The organism is Micromonospora sp. CA-244673, assembly GCF_050948395.1.
Taxonomy (GTDB): Bacteria; Actinomycetota; Actinomycetes; order Mycobacteriales; family Micromonosporaceae; genus Micromonospora.
In genome coordinates this window covers 2,131,062-2,152,097 of sequence record NZ_CP192019.1, presented here as the reverse complement: position 1 = coordinate 2,152,097, position 21,036 = coordinate 2,131,062, and the positions used below count along the sequence as shown (strand labels likewise).

Below are 21,036 nucleotides of genomic sequence, written 5' to 3'. Positions count from 1 at the left end.
TCAGGCCTTGCTGAGCACCTCGGAGACCAGCGCCCTCGCCTCCTCCTGGATCCGGGTGAGGTGTTCCGGGCCCTGGAACGACTCGGCGTAGATCTTGTAGACGTCCTCGGTGCCGGACGGCCGGGCCGCGAACCAGCCCGACGCCGTGCTCACCTTGAGCCCGCCGATCGGCGCGCCGTTGCCGGGCGCCGTGGTCAGGGTCGCGGTGATCGGCTCGCCGGCCAGCTCGGTCGCGGTCACCTGCTCGGGCGACAGCTTGGCCAGCACCGCCTTCTGCTCCCGGCTGGCCGGGGCGTCGATCCGGGCGTAGGAGGGGGCGCCGAAGCGGTCGGCCAGCTCGGCCCAGTGCTCGCTCGGCGTCTTCCCCGTGGTGGCGATGATCTCCGAGGCGAGCAGGCAGAGCAGGATGCCGTCCTTGTCGGTGGTCCAGGTGCTGCCGTCGCGGCGCAGGAAGGACGCGCCGGCGCTCTCCTCGCCGCCGAAGCCGACCGCCCCGTCGAGCAGGCCGGGCACGAACCACTTGAAGCCGACCGGCACCTCCAGCAGCGGCCGGCCCAGGTCGGCGGCGACCCGGTCGATCATCGAGGAGGAGACCAGGGTCTTGCCGACGGCCGCCGCCGGCCCCCACTGCTCCCGGGTGCGGAACAGGTGGCCGATGGCCACGGCCAGGTAGTGGTTGGGGTTCATGAGGCCGCCGTCGGGCGTGACGATGCCGTGCCGGTCGGCGTCGGCGTCGTTGCCCGTGGAGATCTGGAACCGGTCGCGGGCCGCGATGAGCGAGGCCATGGCGTTCGGCGAGGAGCAGTCCATCCGGATCTTGCCGTCGCCGTCGAGGGTCATGAACCGCCAGGTCGGGTCGACCGTCGGGTTGATCACCGTGAGGTCGAGCCGGTGCCGCTCGGCGATCTCGCCCCAGTACGCCACGCTCGCCCCGCCCATCGGGTCGGCGCCGATTCGCACCCCGGCGTCCCGGATCGCGGCGATGTCCAGCGCGGCGGGCAGGTCGTCGACGTAGCGGGCGAGGAAGTCGTACTCCCCGGTGGTGTCGGCGGCGCGCGCCCGCGCGTACGGGATGCGCTTCACCTCCTTGAGCCCGGCGGCGAGGATGGTGTTCGCGCGGTCCTGGATCCACTTCGTGACGTCGCTGTCGGCGGGCCCGCCGTGAGTGGGGTTGTACTTGAAGCCGCCGTCGTCCGGCGGGTTGTGCGACGGGGTGATCACGATGCCGTCGGCGAGCCCGGCGGTGCGGCCCCGGTTGTGGGTGAGGACCGCGTGCGACAGCGCCGGGGTGGGGGTGTAGCCGTCGCGGCTGTCCACCAGCACGGTGACGTCGTTGGCGGCGAGCACCTCCAGCGCGCTGGCCTCGGCCGGGGCGGAGAGCGCGTGGGTGTCGCGGGCCAGGAAGAGCGGGCCGTCCAGGCCCTGCTCCCGCCGGTAGTCGCAGAGCGCCTGGGTGACGGCGAGGATGTGGTCGGAGTTGAAGGCGTTGCGCAGGCTCGACCCGCGGTGCCCGGACGTGCCGAAGGAGACCTGCTGCGCCGGGTCGCCCGGATCCGGGTGGCCGGCGTAGTAGGCGGTGACCAGCCGGGGCACGTCGACCAGGTCGGCGGGCTCGGCGGGCTGGCCGGCACGGGGGTGTGCCACGGTGGGAACCTCCTGAGCTGGTGCGGGTAGATCAGGCCTCGACGCGCTGGCCCTTGCCGATGACGACGATGCCGTTGTCGGAGACGGTGTAGCGCTGGCGGTCCTTCTCCAGGTCGACGCCGATCTCGGCGCCCTCCGGAACGTAGACGTTCTTGTCCAGGATGGCCCGCCGGACCACCGCGTGCCGGCCGATCTCGACACCCTCCATGAGCACCGCGCCGTCGACGTGCGCCCAGGAGTGCACCTTCACCTTCGGCGACACGACCGAGTTCTCCACCAGCGAGCCCGAGACCACGGCGCCCGGCGAGACCATCGAGCCGACCGCCCGGCCGACCCGCTCGCCCCACTGGTGGACGAACTTCGCCGGCGGGTACGGCGGCTGCATGCTGTAGATCGGCCAGTCAAAGTTGTAGAGGTTGAACACCGGGTGCACGTTGATGAGGTCCATGTGCGCGTCGTAGAAGGAGTCGAGCGTCCCCACGTCGCGCCAGTAGCCGCGGTCCCGGTCGGTGCTGCCCGGCACCTCGTTGTCCTTGAAGTCGTAGACGTTGGCCTCGCCCCGCTCGACCAGCATCGGGATGATGCTGCCGCCCATGTCGTGCTTGCTGGTCTTGTCCTCGGCGTCGCGCTCGACGGCCTCGCAGAGCGCCTTCGTGCTGAAGACGTAGTTGCCCATCGAGGCGTAGATCTGGTCCGGCGCGTCGGGCAGGCCCACCGCGTCGGCGGGCTTCTCGCGGAACGCCCGGATCCGCCGGCCGTCCTCGCCGACCTCGATGACGCCGAACTGGTCGGCCATCGACAGGGGCTGCCGGATGCCGGCCACGGTGACCGCCGCGCCGGAGGCGATGTGGTCCTCGACCATCTGCCGGGGGTCCATCCGGTAGATGTGGTCGGCGCCGAAGACGATCACGTGGTCGGGCTGCTCGTCGTTGATGAGGTTGAAGCTCTGGTAGATGGCGTCGGCCGAACCGGCGAACCACCACGGGCCGCGGCGCTGCTGCGCCGGCACCGGGGTGACGTAGTTGCCGAGCATCGTCGACATCCGCCAGGTCTGGGTGATGTGACGGTCCAGCGAGTGGGACTTGTACTGGGTCAGCACGACGATCTTGAGATAGCCGGCGTTCGCCAGGTTGGAGAGGACGAAGTCGACCATGCGGTACATCCCGCCGAAGGGGACGGCGGGCTTCGCGCGGTCGGTGGTGAGGGGCATCAGGCGCTTGCCCTCCCCGCCGGCCAGGACGATCGCGAGCACCTTGGCAGCCATGCTCAGACGCTATCCATACCGCACCGAGTTCACCACTCGTACGGGCACGTTTCCGCACCCGGTGCGGGGCGGGAAAGCGCGCTAGGGTGCCGGTCATGAGCGATTCCGCACGGCTGCGCGTCGACCTGCTCACCCGGGAGTACCCGCCGGAGGTCTACGGTGGCGCCGGGGTGCACGTCGAGTACCTCGCGCGCGAGCTGCGCCGCCTCGCCGACGTGCGGGTGCACTGCTTCGGCGCGCCCCGCGACGAGCCGGGCGTCACCGCGTACGCCGAGCCGGCGGCGCTGGCCGGCGCGAACGCCGCGCTGCGCACCATGGGCGTCGACCTGGAGATGGCCGCCGGCACCGCCGGCACCGACGTGGTGCACAGCCACACCTGGTACGCCAACCTGGCCGGGCACACCGCGAAGCTGCTGCACGGGGTGCCGCACGTGGTGACCGCGCACAGCCTGGAGCCGCTGCGCCCGTGGAAGGCCGAGCAGCTCGGCGGCGGCTACGCGCTCTCCTCCTGGTGCGAGCGGGTCGCGTTCGAGGCCGCCGACACGGTCATCGCGGTGAGCGAGGGCATGCGGCGCGACGTGCTGACCGCGTACCCGGAGGTCAACCCGGACCGGGTGCGGGTCGTCTACAACGGCATCGACACCGCGCAGTACGCCCCGGACCCGGGCACCGACGTGGTGGACCGGCTCGGCATCGACCCGGCCCGCCCCAGCGTGGTCTACGTCGGGCGGATCACCCGGCAGAAGGGCCTGCCGTACCTGCTGCGGGCGGCCCGGGAGCTGCCCGCCGACACCCAGCTCGTGCTGCTGGCCGGCGCCCCCGACACCCCGGAGATCGCCGCCGAGGTGGAGGGCCTGGTCGCCGAGCTGCGGGCCGGCCGCTCGGGCGTGATCTGGATCGCCGAGATGCTGCCCAAGCACGAGGTGATCCAGGTGCTCACCCACGCCACGATCTTCGTCTGCCCGTCCGTCTACGAGCCGATGGGCATCGTCAACCTGGAGGCGATGGCCTGCGAGACGGCCGTGGTGGCCACCGCCACCGGCGGCATCCCCGAGGTGGTGGCCGACGGCGAGACCGGGCTGCTCGTCCCCATCGAGCAGGCCGGCGACGGCAGCGGCCGGCCGCTGGACCCGGAGCGTTTCGTGGCCGACCTGGCCGCGACCATCAACGACCTGCTGGCCGATCCGAAGCGGGCGGAGGAGCTGGGTCTCGCCGGCCGCCGCCGGGCCGTCGAACACTTCTCCTGGGACACCATCGCGCAGCGGACGCTGGAGGTGTACCGGTCGGTGGGCGCCGCCGGCTGACTTGAGCGCGAAGCGATCTCGGGCAGTAGGTTGAACCGGTGACTGGACGGTTCCCGATCGAAGACGTCTCCCCCGTCGTCGCCTGCGGTCGCTACCCGGCCAAGGCGGTGGTCGGCGAGATCGTGCCCGTGTCGGCCCGCGCCTACCGCGAGGGCCACGACGCGCTCGGGTGCAACGTGGTCTGGCTCGGCCCGGACGGCGCCGCCCGCCCGTTCACCCGGATGCGCCCCGGCGAGCCCGGCCAGGACCGCTGGCACGCCACCATCCGCCCCGACGCGGTCGGCACCTGGCGGTTCACCGTCGAGGCGTTCCAGGACCCGTACCTGACCTGGCAGAACGCCGTCACCAAGAAGCTGGCCGCCGGTCAGGGGCCGGCCGAGCTGGCCAACGACCTGGCCGAGGGCGCCCGCGTGCTGGAAGCCGCCCTCGACCTCGTGCCGTCCGCCGACCGGAAGCGGGTCCGGGCCGCGGTGACCGCCCTGCGCGACGAGGGCGCGGAACTGCCCGGCCGGGTCGGCCCCGCGCTCGACCTGGCCCCGCTGCTCTGGGACCACCCGGTCCGCGAGCTGGTCACGACCGGCGACGAGCACACCCTCTGGGTCGACCGGCCGCGGGCGCTCTTCTCCGCCTGGTACGAGTTCTTCCCCCGCTCCGAGGGCGCGATCTCCGCCACCGTGGACGCGCCCGCCCGGTCCGGCACCTTCGTCACCGCCCTGGAACGCCTGCCCGGCGTCGCCGCCATGGGCTTCGACGTGCTCTACCTGCCGCCGATCCACCCGATCGGCCGGGTCAACCGCAAGGGCCCCAACAACGCGCTCACCGCCGGGCCCGACGACGTCGGCTCGCCGTGGGCGATCGGCGCCGCCGAGGGCGGCCACGACGCCATCCACCCCGACCTGGGTACGCCGGAGGACTTCCGCGACTTCGTCGCCGCCGCCGCCGAGCAGGGCCTCGAGGTGGCCATGGACCTGGCGTTGCAGTGCGCCCCGGACCACCCGTGGGTGACCGAGCACCCGGAGTGGTTCACCACCCGGGCCGACGGCAGCATCGCGTACGCGGAGAACCCGCCGAAGAAGTACCAGGACATCTACCCGCTGAACTTCGACAACGACCCGGAGGGCATCCGGGCGGAGATTCTGCGGGTGGTGCTGCACTGGGTCGGCGAGGGCATCCGGATCTTCCGGGTGGACAACCCGCACACCAAGCCGTTCGACTTCTGGCACTGGCTCATCTGGGAGGTCAAGAAGGTCGACCCGGACGTGCTCTTCCTCGCCGAGGCGTTCACCCGCCCGGCGATCATGCACGGCCTCGGGAAGATCGGCTTCACCCAGTCGTACACCTATTTCACCTGGCGCACGTCGGCGGCCGAGATGCGGGAGTACTGCGCCGAGCTGGTCGCGGCGGCCGACTACATGCGACCGAACTTCTGGCCCAACACCCCGGACATCCTGCACTCCTCGCTCCAGCACGGCGGCCCGCCGATGTTCAAGATCCGGGCGGTGCTGGCCGCGCTGCTCTCCCCCTCCTGGGGCATGTACGCCGGCTACGAGCTGTTCGAGCACGTCGCCCGCCCCGGCGCCGAGGAGTACCTGGACAACGAGAAGTACGAGCTGCGCCCCCGGGACTGGGCCGGCGCGCAGGAGCAGGGCCGCTCGCTCGCCCCGTTCATCACCGTGCTCAACCGGGTTCGCCGCGACAACCCGGCCCTGCACCGGCTGCGCAACCTGCGCTTCCACGACATCGACAACCCGGCGCTGCTCTGCTGGTCCAAACACGACCCGGACACCGGCAACACGGTGATCGTGGTCTGCTCGTTCGACTCCCGCGCCGTGCAGTGGGGCAACACCACGCTCGACATGCCGGCGCTCGGCTTCGACTGGCACGAACGGTTCACCGTGCACGACGAGCTGACCGGCGCCGACTACGACTGGGGGCAGCGCAACGCGGTGCGGCTCGACCCGTACCTGCAACCCGCGCACGTGTTCACGGTGCGGCGGCCCGCCGCGCCGGCCGAGCCCGAGGCCGTGCCGGCTCCCGCGGCGGCCGACCTGACCGTCGAAGACGTACCCGCCGACCTCTCCGGCGGCACCGCCCCGACCGCACCGGCCGCGAAGGACGACGCACGATGGAGCAGCTGATCGCCGGCCAGGCGCACGACCCCCACGCCGTGCTCGGCGCGCACCCCGCCGGCGGGCGCACCACCATCCGGACGCTGCGCCGGGGCGCGGCCGACGTCACCGTGCTCGCCGGAGACGAGCGGCACCCGATGAAGCGGGTCCACGACGCGGGCGTGTTCGAGGCCGTGCTGCCCGGCGAGGTGCTCGACTACCGGGTCGAGGTCGACGGCGCGGTGCACGACGACCCGTACCGCTACCCGCCCACCCTCGGCGAGCTGGACCTGCACCTCATCGGCGAGGGCCGGCACGAGCGGCTCTGGGAGGCGCTCGGCGCCCGGGTCTTCGACGAGGGCGTGGCGTTCACCGTCTGGGCGCCCAACGCCCGCGGCGTCCGCGTGGTCGGCGACTTCACCGGCTGGGGGCCGGACGACGGCTGGCCCATGCGCTCGCTGGGCTCCAGCGGCGTGTGGGAGGTCTTCGTGCCCGGCGCCACCGTCGGCAGCCGGTACAAGTACCGGATCCTCGGCGCCGACGGGCACTGGCGGGACAAGGCCGACCCCCTCGCGGCCCGCGCCGAGGTGCCGCCGGCCACCGCCTCCGTGGTGCACCACTCCCGGTACGCCTGGGGCGACGCCGACTGGCTCACCCGGCGGGCGCGGCGGCAGCCGCACCAGGAGCCCATGAGCGTGTACGAGGTCCACCTCGGCTCGTGGCGCCCCGGCCTCAGCTACCGGGAACTGGCCGAGCAGCTCACCGCGTACGTCACCGAGCTGGGCTTCACCCACGTCGAGTTCCTGCCCGTGATGGAGCATCCGTTCGGCGGCTCCTGGGGATACCAGGTCACCGGCTACTACGCCCCCACGGCCCGGTTCGGCGACCCCGACGAGTTCCGCCACCTGGTCGACCGGCTGCACCAGGCCGGCATCGGGGTGATCCTCGACTGGGTGCCGGCGCACTTCCCCAAGGACGAGTGGGCCCTGGCCCGCTTCGACGGCACCCCGCTCTACGAGCACCCCGACCCGCGCCGCGGCGAGCACCCCGACTGGGGCACGTACGTCTTCGACTTCGGCCGCCGCGAGGTGCGCAACTTCCTGGTCGCCAACGCCCTCTACTGGCTCGACGAGTTCCACGTCGACGGGCTGCGGGTCGACGCGGTCGCCTCGATGCTCTACCTGGACTACTCCCGCCAGGAGGGCCAGTGGGCCCCCAACGTGCACGGCGGCCGGGAGAACCTGGAGGCCATCGCGTTCCTCCAGGAGGTCAACGCCACCGTCTACAAGCACCACGCCGGGGCGGTCATGGTCGCCGAGGAGTCCACCGCCTGGCCGGGCGTCACCCGCCCCACCGCCGAGGGCGGGCTGGGCTTCGGCTTCAAGTGGAACATGGGCTGGATGCACGACACCCTGCTCTACACCTCCAAGGACCCGATCTACCGGCAGCACCACCACCATCAGCTCACCTTCTCCCTGGCGTACGCCTGGAGCGAGAACTACGTGCTGCCGATCAGCCACGACGAGGTGGTGCACGGCAAGGGCTCCCTCACCGGCAAGATGCCCGGCGACACGTGGCAGCGGCTGGCCAACGTGCGGGCGCTGCTCGCGTACATGTGGGCGCACCCCGGCAAGCAGTTGCTCTTCATGGGCTGCGAACTCGCCGACGACCGCGAGTGGAGCGAGGAGCGCGGCCTCGACTGGTACCTGCTGCACGACCCGGCGCGGGCCGGCGTGCAGCGCCTCGTCGGTGACCTGAACCGGGTCTACCGGGAGACCCCGGCGCTCTGGGCGCAGGACACCGACCCCGCCGGCTTCCGCTGGATCGCCGGGGACGACGTCGCCAACAACACCGTCTCGTTCATCCGGATCTCCCCCGACGGCCAGACCCTCGTCTGCGTGGCCAACTTCTCCGCGCAGCCGCTGGAGGGCTACCGGGTCGGCCTGCCCGCCGGCGGCACCTGGACCGAGCTGCTCAACACCGACGCCCACCACTACGGCGGGTCGGGGGTGGGCAACCTCGGGTCGGTGCGGGCGGAGAGCGTGCCGTGGCACGGGATGCCGGCGTCGGCGGCCCTGCGCGTGCCGCCCCTCGGCGTCCTCTGGCTCCGCCCGGCCTGAACCGCTGCACCGCGGGCTGGCACCCCGCCGCGCCCGCGCGCGCCCTTCCGATCTTGGAGAGTTCCCGTTCGACGCGGACGGTAACTCTGCAAGATCGCGGGACGCGACCGACGCGCGGACGGTGACCGTCAAGACCCTTCACGCCTACGTTCCGTCGACTTCTCGCTCCTACTCGCGGCCCGGCTGAACGGTGCAGCCAGCCCTCCCGTACCGCTGAACGGATGCCGGACACCCGTGACGGACGAGGCGGAGGAGCTTCGATGGCGTGGAGCAGAGGCACAACCAGGCGGCGCGGGACGGCGAACTCGTCCCGGAACCGGAAGATCGCGGGCGGGGTCGCGCTGGCGATGACGGCCGGGGCGGCGTTCGCGGTCGCCACCGGCACCGGTCAGGCCGCCGAGAACTGCCAGGGCCTGGACACCGCCCTGCGCAACAACCTGACCTTCATCGCCGGCCAGCGCCAGAACCCGGACGCCAACTCGGCCGCCCGGATCGCCAACCGGCAGGCCGTGGTCGACCTCATCCAGCAGCGCCGGGCCACGGCCGGCTGCACGGGCACGGTCGAGGTGGCCGGCGCGGCCTGCCCGGAGGTGCCGTGGGAGCAGGCGATGGGCACCCAGCTCGACCGGGCCTGGGCGCTCACCGGGCAGATGCGGGGCGAGCGCTCCGGCCAGCTCGTCGACCCGCGGCTGACCGAGGCGCGGGTGAAGCGGCTCGCCGGTCTCTTCAGCGGGGTCCGCGGCATCGTGCAGGGCGCCCAGAAGGCACAGGCCGGCGAGGCCGAGGCGTCCGCGGCCGACGAGGCCGGGGCTGCTGCCGGTGCGGCCGGCACCGGTGAGGCCGGGGCCGACGTCGGTCAGGCCGGCGCTGGTCAGGCCGGGGGCGACGCCGGTGAGGCCGGGGCCGACGCTGGTCAGGCTGGGGCCGGTCAGGCCGGCGCAGCGGCCGGTGGCGCTGAACGCGCCGCCGACATCATCAACGCGATCGGCGGGGTGCTGCAGCAGATCGCCGCGATCATCCAGGCAGCCCAGCAGCAGGCGGACGGCGGCCAGCAGGCCGGCGACGCCCAGGACGACCAGCAGGCCGGCGGCGAGGACGGTGCCGGCGGCCAGGAAGGCGCGGACCAGCAGAACGGCGACGGCGGCGCGGCGGCCGATCAGCAGGACGCGGACGGGCAGCAGGACGACCAGGCGGCCGGCGGGCAACAGGACGGCGGCCAGGCCGCCGACGAGCAGCAGGGCGCGGACGCGCAGCAGGGCGCCGCCGGACAGCAGGCCGGGGAGCGGGTCGCGGACCGGATTCAGCAGATCCGGGCCCGCATCCAGCAGCTCCGGGCGATAGTCAAGCAGATCCGTGCCGCCCGCCAGGCCGCACGCGGCCAGGGCCAGGGCCAGGCGGCGGGCCAGGGCCGGGGCGCCGACCAGGCGGGCCGCGGCCAGAAGGCCGGCCAGGGCATGGACGACCAGGCCGGCCAAGGCATGGACGACCAGGCCAGCCAGGGCATGGACGACCAGGCCAGCCAGGGCATGGGCGACCAGGCCGGCGAGGGCATGAACGGCCAGCCGGGTCAAGGTATGAACGGCCAGGGCGGCCAGGGCATGGACCAGGCCGGCCAGGGTGGGGTCTACATGGTGGCCGACCCCAGCGTGCCGGGCTGCGCCCCGGGCGACGCGGGCCAGGGCGCGGCCAACGCCGGCGGGAAGCAGGACGGCGCGGCCGGCGCCGACCAGCAGAAGGGCGGGGCAGGCAGCAAGGAGGGCGCGGACCCCGCCGACCCCGGCACGGGCGCCGGTATGGAGGACGCCGACGCCGGCATGGCCGACGCGGATGCCAACGACAAGGCCGGCACGAACGCCGGCTAGCCCCACCAGCTGGCGGACCCGCGGAACCGGCGGGCCCGCCAAGGCCGGCACGAACGCCGGCTAGCCCCACCAGGCGGCGGACCCGCGGAACCCGGCGGGCCCCACGAGCCACCGGCAGGAACGGCGACCCGGCCCGGCGAAGCCACGGCCGGGTCGCCGCCCGCCACAGCTACCACCCCTGCGGCGATCGACCGGGAAGCCGGAGCGGGGCGGCCGACACGGAGGGAGCAGGCTAGACGAGGCCGGCTTCGCGGAGGAGCTTCCAGAGGCCGGCGCCGTCCGGGGCGGCCAGCCACTTCTGGCCGACCGGGCCGGCGGCGGGGCGGCCCGCGGGGGTGGGCAGGCTGCCGGCGAGCACCGACTGGGTGGGCGAGAGCCGGCGGATGGCCACCCCGGCCACGTTGTCCGGGTGGGCGGCCGCGAACTCGCGGTAGATCTCCTGGTCGTGCTGGCCGTCGTCGCCGATGAGCAGCCAGCGGACGTCCGGGAACTCCCGGGCCAGCCGGGCCAGGGTGGCGCGCTTGTGCTCCCGGCCGCTGCGGAACCAGCGGTCGGCGGTCGGCCCCCAGTCGGTGAGCAGCAGCGGCCCGGCCGGGTAGAGGTGCCGGGAGAGGAACCGGGTCAGCGTCGGCGCCACGTTCCAGGCGCCGGTGGAGAGGTAGAAGACCGGGGCGCCGGGGTGGGCGGTGACCAGGCGCTCGTACAGCACGGCCATGCCGGGGACGGCGGCCCGGGCGTGCTCGTCGAGGACGAAGGTGTTCCAGGCGGCGAGCAGCGGCCGGGGCAGCGCGGTTACCATGACCGTGTCGTCGATGTCGGAGAGGATGCCGAACCGGACCTCCGGGTCGAGGATGCGGACCAGCGCCTCGACGGGCTCGGCGTCGGCCACGCTGAGGCGTACGCAGCCCCAGCCCGGGGTGAAGTCGGCCTTGATGACGGTGTCCACGAAGCCGCTGCGGTCCGCGGTCGCCTCGTGGCGTGCGCCGCCGGCCTCGATGGTGACCTTCGCGTACTTGGCGGGCAGGGTGGTGAAGCTGCGCCAGCCCCGGACCTTCTCCAGCCGGCCGCGCTGCCGGGTGTCGGGGCGGCCGAGCAGCACCCGGCAGAGCACCCGCGCCCAACCGGGGGCGCCGTACCCCGCGTACGCGACGATGTTGGCCTGCCACCCGGTGCGCCGTAGCCGGCGTTCCACGAGGCCGTGCAGGGCGTCCTCGATGCGTGCGGCCCGGTGCAGCTGCGGCACGGCCAGTTGGTCCGGTGGTGTGGGTGGCACGCTGTCACCCTGCCACAACCCACGCGGGCCGGCCACGCGAGTGGTCTGCGCCGATCCACCCCGCCGCCCGGCGTCCCCCGTGACAGACTGCGGTCGAGGCGACGACGGGGGCGTTGGTCGTGTCGGAACCAGAGCGGGACCCGGGACGGTGGCGTCCGGCGCTGGACCGGCCGGCGCTGGTGGCGCTGGTGCTCGGCGCGGCCGGGGTCGGCTACCGGCTGGTGCTGACCCTGCTCACGCTGCCCACCTCGAACAGCGACGAGGCGACGTTCGGGCTGGCGGCCCTGCACATCGCCTCGGGCCACGAGCGGCCGGTCTTCCTCTACGGCCAGCGCTACATGGGTGTGCTGGAGTCCTACCTGGCGGCCCCGCTGGTGGGCTGGGCGGGGGCGAGCTGGCCGGTGCTGCGCCTGCCGTTGCTGGCGCTGTTCGCGGTGTTCCTGTGGCTGGCGTACCGGTTGAGCCGCCGGCTGTTCTCCCCCTGGCTGGCCACCTTCGTGGTGGGCCTGCTGGCGCTCGGCTCCGAACGCGTCGTCCGGGACCAGCTCACCGTGGTGGGCGGCCGGCCGGAGGTGAAGCCGGCGGTGCTGGCGATGCTGCTTATCGCGGTCGCCGTCGGCGAGCGCCGGGTCCGGCACCGCTGGCTGGCCACCGGCCTGTTCGGGCTGCTGGCGGGGCTGGCGGTCTGGTCGGACTGGCTGATCGTGCCCTACCTGGCGGTGGCCGGCCTGGTGCTGGTCTGGGCCGCGCCCCGGGACCTGGTGGGCTGGCCGGGGGTGCTGCTGGCGGTGGGCTTCCTGGTCGGGGTCGCGCCGGTGATCAAGGACAACCTGGTCGCCCCGGACGGGCAGGACTCGCTGTCGGTGTTCCGGGAGATCAGCACGAAGGACGGCGCGACGCCATCGGTGTCGGAGCGGCTGCACGGCGGGCTGCTGGAGGGGGTGCCGCTGGCCTCCGGGCTCTGCCCGATGGACGGCTGCGCCCGCTGGGCCCAGTGGTTCGGGCTGCTCTACCCGGTGCTGCTGGTGGCCGCCGCCGTGCTCGGGCTGGTCGCGTTCCGCCGGGCCGCGGACTCCGCCGCGCGGGTCCGGGCCGTGGCGATCCTCGCCCTGGTCGTCGGTGCGGCGTTGACCCTGCTGGCGTACGTGCGCAGCCCGCTCGCCGCGACCGATCCGGTGGGCAACTCCCGCTACCTGTCGGTGCTGCAGATCTCGCTGCCGGTCGTGCTCTGGCCGCTCTGGCGGGCCGCCGCGCACGCGGTCCGGGCCACGGCGGGCGCGGCGGCCCGGACGGCCGGGGCGCTGGCCGGCCTGGTGCTGGCCGCGCTGGTGGCCGCCACGCTGGCCGGCACCGTGGCGTTCGTGGCCGACGCCCCGTCCCTGCGGACCGAGGAGCGGCAGGCCCGGGAGCTGGCCGACGCGGTGCGCCGGGCCGGCCTGCGCGAGGTGTACGGGGACTACTGGACCTGCAACCGGCTGATCTTCAACACCGGCGAGGCGGTGGTCTGCGCGGTGCTCGACGGCGACCTGAGCCCCGGGCAGAACCGCTACCCGGCGTACTGGAAGCGGGTGGGGCGGGCGGCCCGGCCCGGGTACGTGGTGGCCACCGGATCCTCGGCGGAGCGCGCGCTGCGCCGGCTGCTCGGTGACCGCGCCGACGCGGCGCTGGTGGCCGAGGTCGGCGGTTATCGGGTGTACCACCCGGAGAGTGCCGTGCGGCCGTGGCGCTGAACCCACGCCGTACGCTGTGCCGATGCTCATCCTGCTGCCCCCGTCGGAGGGGAAGGCCGAGGCCGGCACCGGCCGGCGGCTGGACCTGTCGAAGCTCTCCCTGCCGGAGCTGAACCCGGCGCGGGAGGAGGTGCTGGCCGCCCTGGTCGACCTCTGCGCCGGCCCGGACGAGACGGCGGCCCGCGACGCGCTGGGCCTGAGCGAGGGGCAGCGCGGGGAGCTGCGGCGCAACGCGCGGCTGCGGGCGGCGGCCACCGCGCCGGCCGGACGGATCTACACGGGCGTGCTCTACGAGGCCCTCGACCTGGCCACGCTGCCGCCGGCGGCGGAGCGGCTGGCCCGCCGTTCGGTGCTGGTCAGCTCGGGTCTCTGGGGCGCGGTCCGCCTCACCGACCGGATCCCGCCGTACCGCTGCCCGATCGGGGCGCGGCTGCCGGGGGTCGGGGCGCTGTCGGCGTACTGGCGCCGGGCGCTGGCGGAGGCCATGACGGCGGCCGCCGGGACCGGCCCGGTGCTGGACCTGCGCTCCGGGGCGTACGCGGCCACCTGGGCGCCGCGCGGGAAGGTGGCCGAGCGCACCGTCACGGTGCGGGTGCTGCACGAGCGGGAGGTGGAGGGGGTGCCGACCCGGTCGGTGGTCAGCCACTTCAACAAGGCCACCAAGGGCCGGCTGGTCCGCGACCTGCTCACCGCCGGCGCCCGCCCGCGCACCGCCGACGCGCTGGTGGGAGCCTTGCGCGAGCTGAAGTACGCGGTCGAGGAGCAGCCGCGGGCGGCCGGCCGGCCCCGCCAGCTCGACGTGGTCGTCACCGAACTCTGAGGCGGGTTGCCGCAAATTTTGCTCAAGGCTCGGTCGCAGCGGTTTCGCGGCGCGGACACCGGGGGTCACGGTTAGGGAACCCCGATGCCGACCAAGGAGCTGTTCCGATGGCCCCCGAGTCCACCACCCTGCTCGACCGGCCCCGCCGGTCGCCGCCCCCGCCACTGGACTGGCTCACCCTGGCCGACGCCTTCGAGGTCGCCTGCCTGGTGCGCTGCACCCCGCCCCCGGCCACCGACACCCGCCGGGTCGACGCCGGCACGTACCGGGGCGGGATCGCCGAGTTCAACCGCCAGGACGCGGCGCACCGGATGCGGCAGTTGCTGCAACGGCTGGACGTGCCGGTGGAGCACGAGCTGACCACGGGCGGCCTGCGCCGCCGGTACGAGCTGCACCGGCTGTCGGTGCCCCGGGAGCACCGGTCGGCGTACGCGGCCCTGCTGGAGGCCGGCTGGCGGCAGGGCCGCCGGGAGCTGCTCGGCGGTCCCTTCCCCGGTGCCTCCACGGCCCGGCGGGTGTGGCGGCCCCGGTTGGCCGCCGCGGCGTGGCGGGCGGCGCTGCTGGCCGGCGGGCGGCACGTGCGCCGGCACAGCCTCGGCATCCGGCTGGCCGACCGGGACCTGGCCGCCGTGCTGATCCGGAGCGCGGCGCTGCTGGAGGTCCCCGCGGTGCTCCGGCCCGGCTCCGGCTGCTTCCTGGTGAGCGTGGCCAACGGCGCGCACCGGGCGCGGATCACCGAGAGCGCGGCGCTGGCCCCGGCGGCGGCCTGCTGACCAGACCCGACCGCCACACCCCGGCCGATCCGCGGTCACCGCAGCACCGCGGGGGCGGCTCCGGGCGTGACGGTGCGCGGCCGGGCTTGCGCGGCGGGTGCTCCACGGCGCAGAGTGCTGCGCGTGAGCCGACACTGGTCTGTGCGCGGCCGGCGCCGGACCGCCGCCCCGCTGGCGCTCCTGCTGCTGCTCGTGGCCGCTCTGGCCGGCTGCCGGGACGAGCCCACCGAGCCGGTGCGGATCCGGATCGCCACGGGTAGCCCCACGGCCGTCTACCACGCCTTCGGCCAGTCGCTGGCCGCGCTGCTCAACCGCGAGCTGCCCGGCGTGCGGGCCAGCGTGGAGGTCACCGCGGCGTCCGCGCAGAACGTCCGGCTGGTCGGTTCCGGCGAGGCGGAGCTGGGCTTCACCCAGGCCGACGTGCTGCCGCCGCGCGCGCCGGAGCACCCCGCGGTGCTCGCCGTGGCCCGGGTCTACGACGACCTGCTGCACCTGGTCACCCCCGCCGGCGGCCCGGTTCGTACCCTCGCCGACCTGCGGGGCCGGCGGGTGTCGGTGGGCGCCGACGGCTCCGGCACCGAGGTGACCGCCAGCCGGCTGCTGGCCGTGGCCCAGCTCGGCGGCGGCCAGGTCCGCCAGGAGCGCCTCGGCCTGGACGACTCGGTGGCGGCGCTGCGCGCGGGCCGGATCGACGCCTTCTTCTTCTCCGGCGGCCTGCCGGTGCGCGGCGTCGCCGAGCTGGCCGCCAGCACCTCGGTGCGGGTGGTCGACCTGGGCGAGTGGACCGAGCCGCTGCGCCGCGGGTACGGGCAGGTCTACGTGACCCGGGACATCCCTCGCTCGGTCTACGGGGCGGACCCGGTCAGCACGGTGGCGAACCCGAACTACCTGATCGCCCGCGCCGACCTGCCGGCGGCGCTGGTGCGCGAGGTGACCCGGCTGCTGATGGAGCGCCGGGAGGAGTTGGCCGCGGCGCATCCGGCGGCCGGCCGGATGAGTCCCCGGGCGGCGATCGTCACCACCCCGCTGCCGCTGCACCCCGGGGCGGCCGACTGGTACCGGGCCACCAAGCCCTGAGGCGGGCTCAGCGGCGCCCGCCCGGGGAACCGACCGGTTGGACCGGGTCGTCGTCGAGCGCCGGAGCGGGTTCGTCGGGCTCGACGAGGTCGTCGTCCGGGGCCGGGAACCACACCTCGGCGACCAGCCCCCGTGGCTCGCCCTGCCGCATGGTCAGCCGGCCGTCGGAGGCGTCGACCAGGACCGCGACGATGGTCAGCCCGAGCCCGGCGCCGTCGACGTTCTGCACGTCCGGGGCGCGCCAGAACCGCTCGGTGGCCTGGTCGAGCTGGCTGGCCGTCATGCCGGGGCCGGTGTCCCGCACCTCCAGCGCGATCCCGCCGTCCGCCGGGCGTACGGTCACCGTCACCGCTCCCCCGTCGCCGCTGAACTTGACCGCGTTGTCGATCAGCGCGTCGAGCGCCTGGTCGATGGCGGTCGGCACGGTCCGGGCGTACGCGGGCGCTCCGGTGCCGTGGAACACCAGGGTGACCGACCGGTGCCGGGCGAGCGGCAGCCAGGCCGCCACCCGGGAGGCGGCGATCCCGGCGGCGTCCACGGTGACCCGCTGGTTCTCCTCCCGCTCGGCGCGGGCCAGGGTGAGCAGCGCGTCGAGCACGGTGGCCAGCCGGTCGGTCTCCTCCAGCGCCAGCTGGTGCTCGGCCCGGCCGTCGGCGTCGGTGAGGCTCGGCCCCAGCTCCTCCACCCGCAGCCGCAGCGCGGTCAGCGGGTTGCGCAGCTGGTGGCTGGCGTGCGCGACGAACGCCCGCTGCCGGTCCATCACGTCGGACACGGCGTCGGCCATGTGGTTGAAGCTGGTCGCCAGCCGGCGCAGCTCGGGCGGGCCGAGCCGGGGGCGCACCCGGGCGCGCCGGTGCCCCTCGGCGATCTCGTGGGTGACCGCGTCCAGCTCGGTGACCGGGCGCAGCACCCAGCCGGCCAGCCCGAACGCGGTGGAGACGCAGGCCAGCACCGCGAGCAGGCCGATCCCCGCGAGCGTCAGCCACCAGGCCGTGACGGTGCGGCGCACCTTGGTCGCCGGTGTCGTGGTGACCACGGCGCCGAGCACCTCGCCACCGTCGTTGATCGGGACCGCCACCACCAGCGGCCCGTCCACCCAGGGGCGGACCGCGTCCGGCCGGCTGAACTGCTGCCCGGACAGCGCGGTGTCCAGGGCCAGGTCGGTGCCCGCGCCGACCTCCCAGCGGGTCGAGGCGACAACGGTCCGGCGGTCCCGGTCCACCACGGCCGCCCCGATGCCGTAGAGGTCGTCGTAGGCGGCGAGTTCCGCGTCCAGCGGGCCGGGGGTGCCGCCGCGCAGCGCGGGGCCGGCCAGCGAGGCGAACCGGGTGGCGTCGGCGAGCCGGTCGGCGCGGACCCGTTCGGTCTCCCGGGTGGCCAGGGTGGCGGCGAGGGGGGTCTCCAGGGCGAGCAGCACCAGCACCATCAGCAGCAGGTAGCTGATCACCAGCCGGCGGCGCACGGCGGCCTCCTCACTCGGCGCGGAGCCGGTAGCCGACCCCGCGGACGGTCTCGACCAGCGTCGGGTCGCCGAGCTTGCCGCGCAGCGAGCCGACGTGCACCTCCACGGTGTGCCGGTCCGCCCAGGTGGTGCCCCAGACGTCGAGCAGGATCCGGTCCCGCGGCACGGCGACCCCGGGCTGGCGGGCCAGCGAGAGCAGGATGTCGAACTCCTTGCGGGTGAGCGCCACGGGCCGGCCGGCCACGGTCACCGTGCGGCCGCTCACGTCGATGCGGACGGCCCCGGCCTCGATCAGGGTGCGCTCCGGCGCGGTGTGCGCGGCCCGGCGCAGCACCGCCTCGATCCGCGCCTGCAGCTCCACCATCGAGAACGGCTTCACCACGTAGTCGTCGGCGCCCAGCCGCAGCCCGAGCACCCGGTCGCGTTCCTCGCCCCGGGCGGTCACCGCGATGATGCCGAGCTGGCTGCTGCGCCGGCGCAGCTCCCGGCACAGGTCGGTGCCGTCCCCGTCGGGCAGGGTCAGGTCGAGCAGCACCAGGTCGCAGGGGGCGGCGGAGAGCGCGGCCCCGACGGTGGCGGCGTGCTCCACCTCGTATCCGCGCCGGGTGAGTGCCGACGACAGGGCGCCGGCCACCCGACGATCGTCCTCGACCAGGAGGATCCGCACCCGTGCCTCCATCCGCTCGACGTGCTGCCCTGCGAATGGTGGCAGACGATGCGGCCGGACGGGAGGGCCGGTGGGCTTCTAGGCTGCGGTGGTGATCTACAAGATTCTGGCCGACAGCGAGTGGGAGCAGGCACGGGCGGCCGGCCGGTTCACCGGCACCGCGATGGACCGGCAGGACGGCTACATCCACCTGTCCGGTCCGGACCAGGTGGTGGAGACCGCCCGCCGGGTCTTCGCGGGGGCCACCGGCCTCACCGTCCTGGCGGTGGACGAGGCGCGGCTCGGCGACGCGCTGCGCTGGGAGGTGTCCCGGGGCGGCGCGCTCTTCCCGCACCTCTACGCGGCGCTGCCCGTGGACGCGGTGGTGGCCGCGCACCCCCTGCCCGCCGACCGGCCCGCCGCCGACGCGGTGGCCGAGCTGGTGGGCTGACGGCTCGCTATGCTGCGTCGAGCCCGCCCGCCGGCTCCGGAAGCCCGGCGCGGCCGGGTGGCCCTGGCCCGGCCGGGCGCGCGGTGGTCAGCCGGCGCGGCCGTCCGGCACCGACGGCGCGACGACGCGCCCTGCCACGATGCGAGTTGACATGACTGACACCAGCGACCGGTCCGCCTCCGTCTTCGTCCACCCGACGGCCGACGTGGAGGACGGCGCCAAGGTCGGCGACGGCACCAAGGTCTGGCACCTGGCCCACATCCGGTCGAGCGCGCAGGTCGGCGCCGGCTGCGTGATCGGCCGCAACGTGTACGTCGACGCGCAGGTCACCGTCGGCGACCGGGTGAAGATCCAGAACAACGTCTCGGTCTACCAGGGCGTGACCATCGAGGACGAGGTCTTCGTCGGCCCCTGCGCGGTGTTCACCAACGACTTCCGCCCGCGCGCCCAGAACCCGGACTGGACCATCACCCCGACCATGGTCCGCCGAGGCGCCTCGATCGGCGCCAACGCCACCCTGGTCTGCGGCATCGAGGTGGGCGAGTACGCGATGATCGCCGCCGGCTCGGTGGTCACCCGGGACGTCAAGCCGTACCAGCTGGTGGCCGGCAACCCGGCCCGGCCGAAGGGCTGGGTGGACGCCAAGGGCGAGGTCGTCTCCCGGGACGTCGACAACCCGCCGCACCAGGGCTGAGTGCGTGCGGGGGCGACGGCCGGACCGGTCGTCGCCCCGCGCCGCGCCGGGGCTCAGCCGCAGAGCCGGGCGATCTCGTCCCGGAACCGGTCCATCGGGTTCGACCCGGCCGGGCCGAGCAGGTACTCCTTCAGCTCCCGCCGCTCCCCGGTCATCGGGTCGTCCCCGGCCCGGGTGACGGCGAGGACCTTCGGCAGTTCACCGCAGTCCACCGAGAGCAGGTACGCCGCCCGAGCGGTGGGGAACGTACGGCGGAACTCGTCCTCCGGCAGGCCGGCCGGGTTGGCCACCACGTACGGGCGCTCGCTCTGCACGAAGTCGGAGACCACGCTGGAGACGTCGCTGACCAGCAGGTCGGTGACGTTGAAGCAGTCGAACAGGGCGGGGGTCCGGCCGGTCGCCACGAGGTGCGCGGTGCCGTCCAGCGAGGTCGGGTCGGTGCGGCCGCCCGCGGCGCGGACCCGGGCCGCGATCCGTTCGTGCGCCGCCCGGGCCTTCCGGGAGCGGGTGCCGGTCAGCGGGTGCGGCTTGTAGATCAGTCGCAGGTCGCCGGCGGCGAGCAGCCCGGACACGATGCGCTCCCCCATCAGCACCAGCGAGGTGTGGTAGGGGTCGTCGTCGAGCCAGCCCTCCCAGGTGGGGGCGTAGAGCACGGTGAAGACGTGGTCGGCGGCGGCGGTGCCGAAGGTGTGCACCCCGCCCAGCTGCGGCCGCCCGATCTCCACGATGTCGCGGTCCAGCACGCCCACCCCGGCCCGGGCGTACCGCTCCCGGCCGGCCGGCCCGGCCACCCAGACCTCGTCGTAGACCTTGCTGTACGGGTTGACGCTGGCCTGCTTGTCGCTGTCGCCGTGGCCGACGAAGACGTGCTTCACGCCGGGCTCGCGCAGCAGGTGGATGTTGGCGCCGACGTTGGCGGCGTACAGGGCGACCCGGATCGAGCCGAGGTCGAGGTTCATGAAGTCCACCCCGGCCGGTACGCAGATCACCGGCAGCCGGGTGTCGGCCAGCTCGCGGAACGCGTCCGGGGCGCGCAGCAGCACCACCGCGCGGCGGCCGATGGCCTCGACCGGGGCGAGCCACATGTTGGCCTGGTAGACGTCCTTGGCCGGGCCGGCGAAGTAGAGCGCCACCTCGGGCCGCTCCCGGGCCAGCCAGTCGTGCACGGCGGGCAGCACGCCGGGGGCCGTCCCGCGCCCGCGCAGGGCGGCGAGCGCCAGCACCGCGGCGGTGACCACGCCGGCGGCCAGGGTGACGAGGCCGGTGACCACCACGGGGGCCATCCGGCCCGTCGCCGCGGCCACCACGGCGGCCGGCACCAGGAGCACGTTGAGCAGCGGCAGCCGCAGGCCGGCCAGATGTCGCGCCCAGGCCGGCGGCACCGGCAGCCGGCGCGCCGCGCCGAGGTCGAGGTTGCGGGTGAGCGCCGGGGTGGCGGCCCGCCCGTCGAGCACCCTGGTCAGCACGGTGCTGCCGACCGCCACGGTCCAGAGGCCGGCCGGCAGCAGCAGCACCGCCACGGTGCCGGCCACGCCGGGGCGGACCGTGCTCACCACCAGCAGCACCACGGACAGGTCGCGGACCAGGCGCCGGAAGACCAGCCCGAGGCCGGCCTTGCGGACGAGCTCGCCGGTTGCGGCGTACCGGGTGGCCAGGGCCAGCTCACCGGCGATCACCACGAGCGCGGCGATCGCGTACGGGACCGGCAGACCGAGCGCCCCGGAGAGGATCATGACGCCGTAGCCGAGCAGCGTCAGGCCGACGGCGGTGAGACCCTGCTGGCTCCGCACTCTGCTGAACAACGGCAC

16 protein-coding genes are annotated in these 21,036 nt (G+C 74.5%); 10 read left to right on the top strand and 6 right to left on the bottom strand.

What is annotated here, in order from left to right; all coding sequences use genetic code 11:
• Both pgm and glgC read right to left on the bottom strand, forming a co-directional pair.
• Complete coding sequence (gene pgm, locus ACQP12_RS10090) at positions 1 to 1,644, bottom strand: phosphoglucomutase (alpha-D-glucose-1,6-bisphosphate-dependent) (protein ID WP_433286916.1); 1,644 nt, start codon at positions 1,642 to 1,644, stop codon at positions 1 to 3.
• 31 nt (positions 1,645 to 1,675) lie between these two features.
• Entirely contained in the window at positions 1,676 to 2,908 is a 1,233-nt protein-coding gene (gene glgC, locus ACQP12_RS10085) for a glucose-1-phosphate adenylyltransferase (RefSeq protein WP_433286914.1), read from the bottom strand.
• A gap of 95 nt (positions 2,909 to 3,003) precedes the next feature.
• On the opposite strand from glgC, the gene glgA reads away from it, so the two are divergent.
• From glgA to ACQP12_RS10065, 4 genes are all read left to right on the top strand, one after another.
• Positions 3,004 to 4,212, top strand: a complete 1,209-nt coding sequence (glgA, locus tag ACQP12_RS10080) for a glycogen synthase (RefSeq protein ID WP_433286912.1) — start codon at positions 3,004 to 3,006, stop codon at positions 4,210 to 4,212.
• Positions 4,213 to 4,250: 38 nt separating this feature from the next.
• The gene (locus ACQP12_RS10075; protein ID WP_433286910.1) at positions 4,251 to 6,350 is read left to right on the top strand and encodes a maltotransferase domain-containing protein; all 2,100 of its coding nucleotides are present in this window, start codon (positions 4,251 to 4,253) and stop codon (positions 6,348 to 6,350) included.
• Positions 6,338 to 8,440, top strand: coding sequence for a 1,4-alpha-glucan branching protein GlgB (gene glgB, locus ACQP12_RS10070; RefSeq protein ID WP_433286908.1), 2,103 nt, complete (start codon positions 6,338 to 6,340; stop codon positions 8,438 to 8,440). Before ACQP12_RS10075 ends, glgB begins: the two co-directional genes overlap by 13 nt.
• A gap of 260 nt (positions 8,441 to 8,700) precedes the next feature.
• Positions 8,701 to 10,302, top strand: coding sequence for a hypothetical protein (locus ACQP12_RS10065; protein WP_433286906.1), 1,602 nt, complete (start codon positions 8,701 to 8,703; stop codon positions 10,300 to 10,302).
• Between the two features lie 232 nt (positions 10,303 to 10,534).
• On the opposite strand, the gene ACQP12_RS10060 is transcribed toward ACQP12_RS10065, so the two are convergent.
• On the bottom strand, positions 10,535 to 11,611 hold the full coding sequence (locus ACQP12_RS10060; protein ID WP_433286904.1) for an App1 family protein: 1,077 nt from the start codon (positions 11,609 to 11,611) through the stop codon (positions 10,535 to 10,537).
• A 77-nt stretch (positions 11,612 to 11,688) separates the two neighbouring features.
• Here ACQP12_RS10060 and ACQP12_RS10055 point away from each other — a divergent pair, with 77 nt between their 5' ends.
• The 4 genes from ACQP12_RS10055 (at position 11,689) to ACQP12_RS10040 (ending at position 15,975) form a co-directional block, all read left to right on the top strand.
• Positions 11,689 to 13,305 (top strand): ArnT family glycosyltransferase, encoded by a 1,617-nt coding sequence (locus tag ACQP12_RS10055; RefSeq protein ID WP_433286902.1) that lies wholly within the window; start codon positions 11,689 to 11,691, stop codon positions 13,303 to 13,305.
• A 22-nt stretch (positions 13,306 to 13,327) separates the two neighbouring features.
• A complete protein-coding gene (gene yaaA, locus ACQP12_RS10050) occupies positions 13,328 to 14,125 on the top strand; it encodes a peroxide stress protein YaaA (protein ID WP_433286900.1) in 798 nt (265 codons plus the stop codon).
• Positions 14,126 to 14,232: 107 nt separating this feature from the next.
• Positions 14,233 to 14,898 carry a hypothetical protein gene (locus tag ACQP12_RS10045; RefSeq protein ID WP_433286898.1) on the top strand — a complete coding sequence of 222 codons (666 nt, stop codon included), beginning with the start codon at positions 14,233 to 14,235 and terminating at the stop codon, positions 14,896 to 14,898.
• A gap of 123 nt (positions 14,899 to 15,021) precedes the next feature.
• Positions 15,022 to 15,975, top strand: a complete 954-nt coding sequence (locus ACQP12_RS10040; protein WP_433286896.1) for a TAXI family TRAP transporter solute-binding subunit — start codon at positions 15,022 to 15,024, stop codon at positions 15,973 to 15,975.
• 7 nt (positions 15,976 to 15,982) lie between these two features.
• Here ACQP12_RS10040 and ACQP12_RS10035 read toward each other — a convergent pair whose 3' ends face one another.
• Together ACQP12_RS10035 and ACQP12_RS10030 are read right to left on the bottom strand one after the other, a co-directional pair.
• Positions 15,983 to 17,437: a sensor histidine kinase gene (locus ACQP12_RS10035; protein WP_433286894.1), complete on the bottom strand. Its 1,455-nt coding sequence runs from the start codon at positions 17,435 to 17,437 to the stop codon at positions 15,983 to 15,985.
• Between the two features lie 10 nt (positions 17,438 to 17,447).
• The gene (locus tag ACQP12_RS10030) at positions 17,448 to 18,116 is read right to left on the bottom strand and encodes a response regulator transcription factor (RefSeq protein ID WP_433286892.1); all 669 of its coding nucleotides are present in this window, start codon (positions 18,114 to 18,116) and stop codon (positions 17,448 to 17,450) included.
• A 79-nt stretch (positions 18,117 to 18,195) separates the two neighbouring features.
• Between ACQP12_RS10030 and ACQP12_RS10025 the strand changes: the two genes are divergently transcribed.
• The gene (locus ACQP12_RS10025; protein WP_433286890.1) at positions 18,196 to 18,534 is read left to right on the top strand and encodes a DUF952 domain-containing protein; all 339 of its coding nucleotides are present in this window, start codon (positions 18,196 to 18,198) and stop codon (positions 18,532 to 18,534) included.
• Between the two features lie 151 nt (positions 18,535 to 18,685).
• Positions 18,686 to 19,228, top strand: coding sequence for an acyltransferase (locus ACQP12_RS10020; RefSeq protein WP_357947844.1), 543 nt, complete (start codon positions 18,686 to 18,688; stop codon positions 19,226 to 19,228).
• Between the two features lie 53 nt (positions 19,229 to 19,281).
• On the opposite strand, the gene ACQP12_RS10015 is transcribed toward ACQP12_RS10020, so the two are convergent.
• Complete coding sequence (locus ACQP12_RS10015) at positions 19,282 to 21,030, bottom strand: CDP-glycerol glycerophosphotransferase family protein (protein WP_433286888.1); 1,749 nt, start codon at positions 21,028 to 21,030, stop codon at positions 19,282 to 19,284.
• Positions 21,031 to 21,036 lie beyond the last annotated feature (6 nt).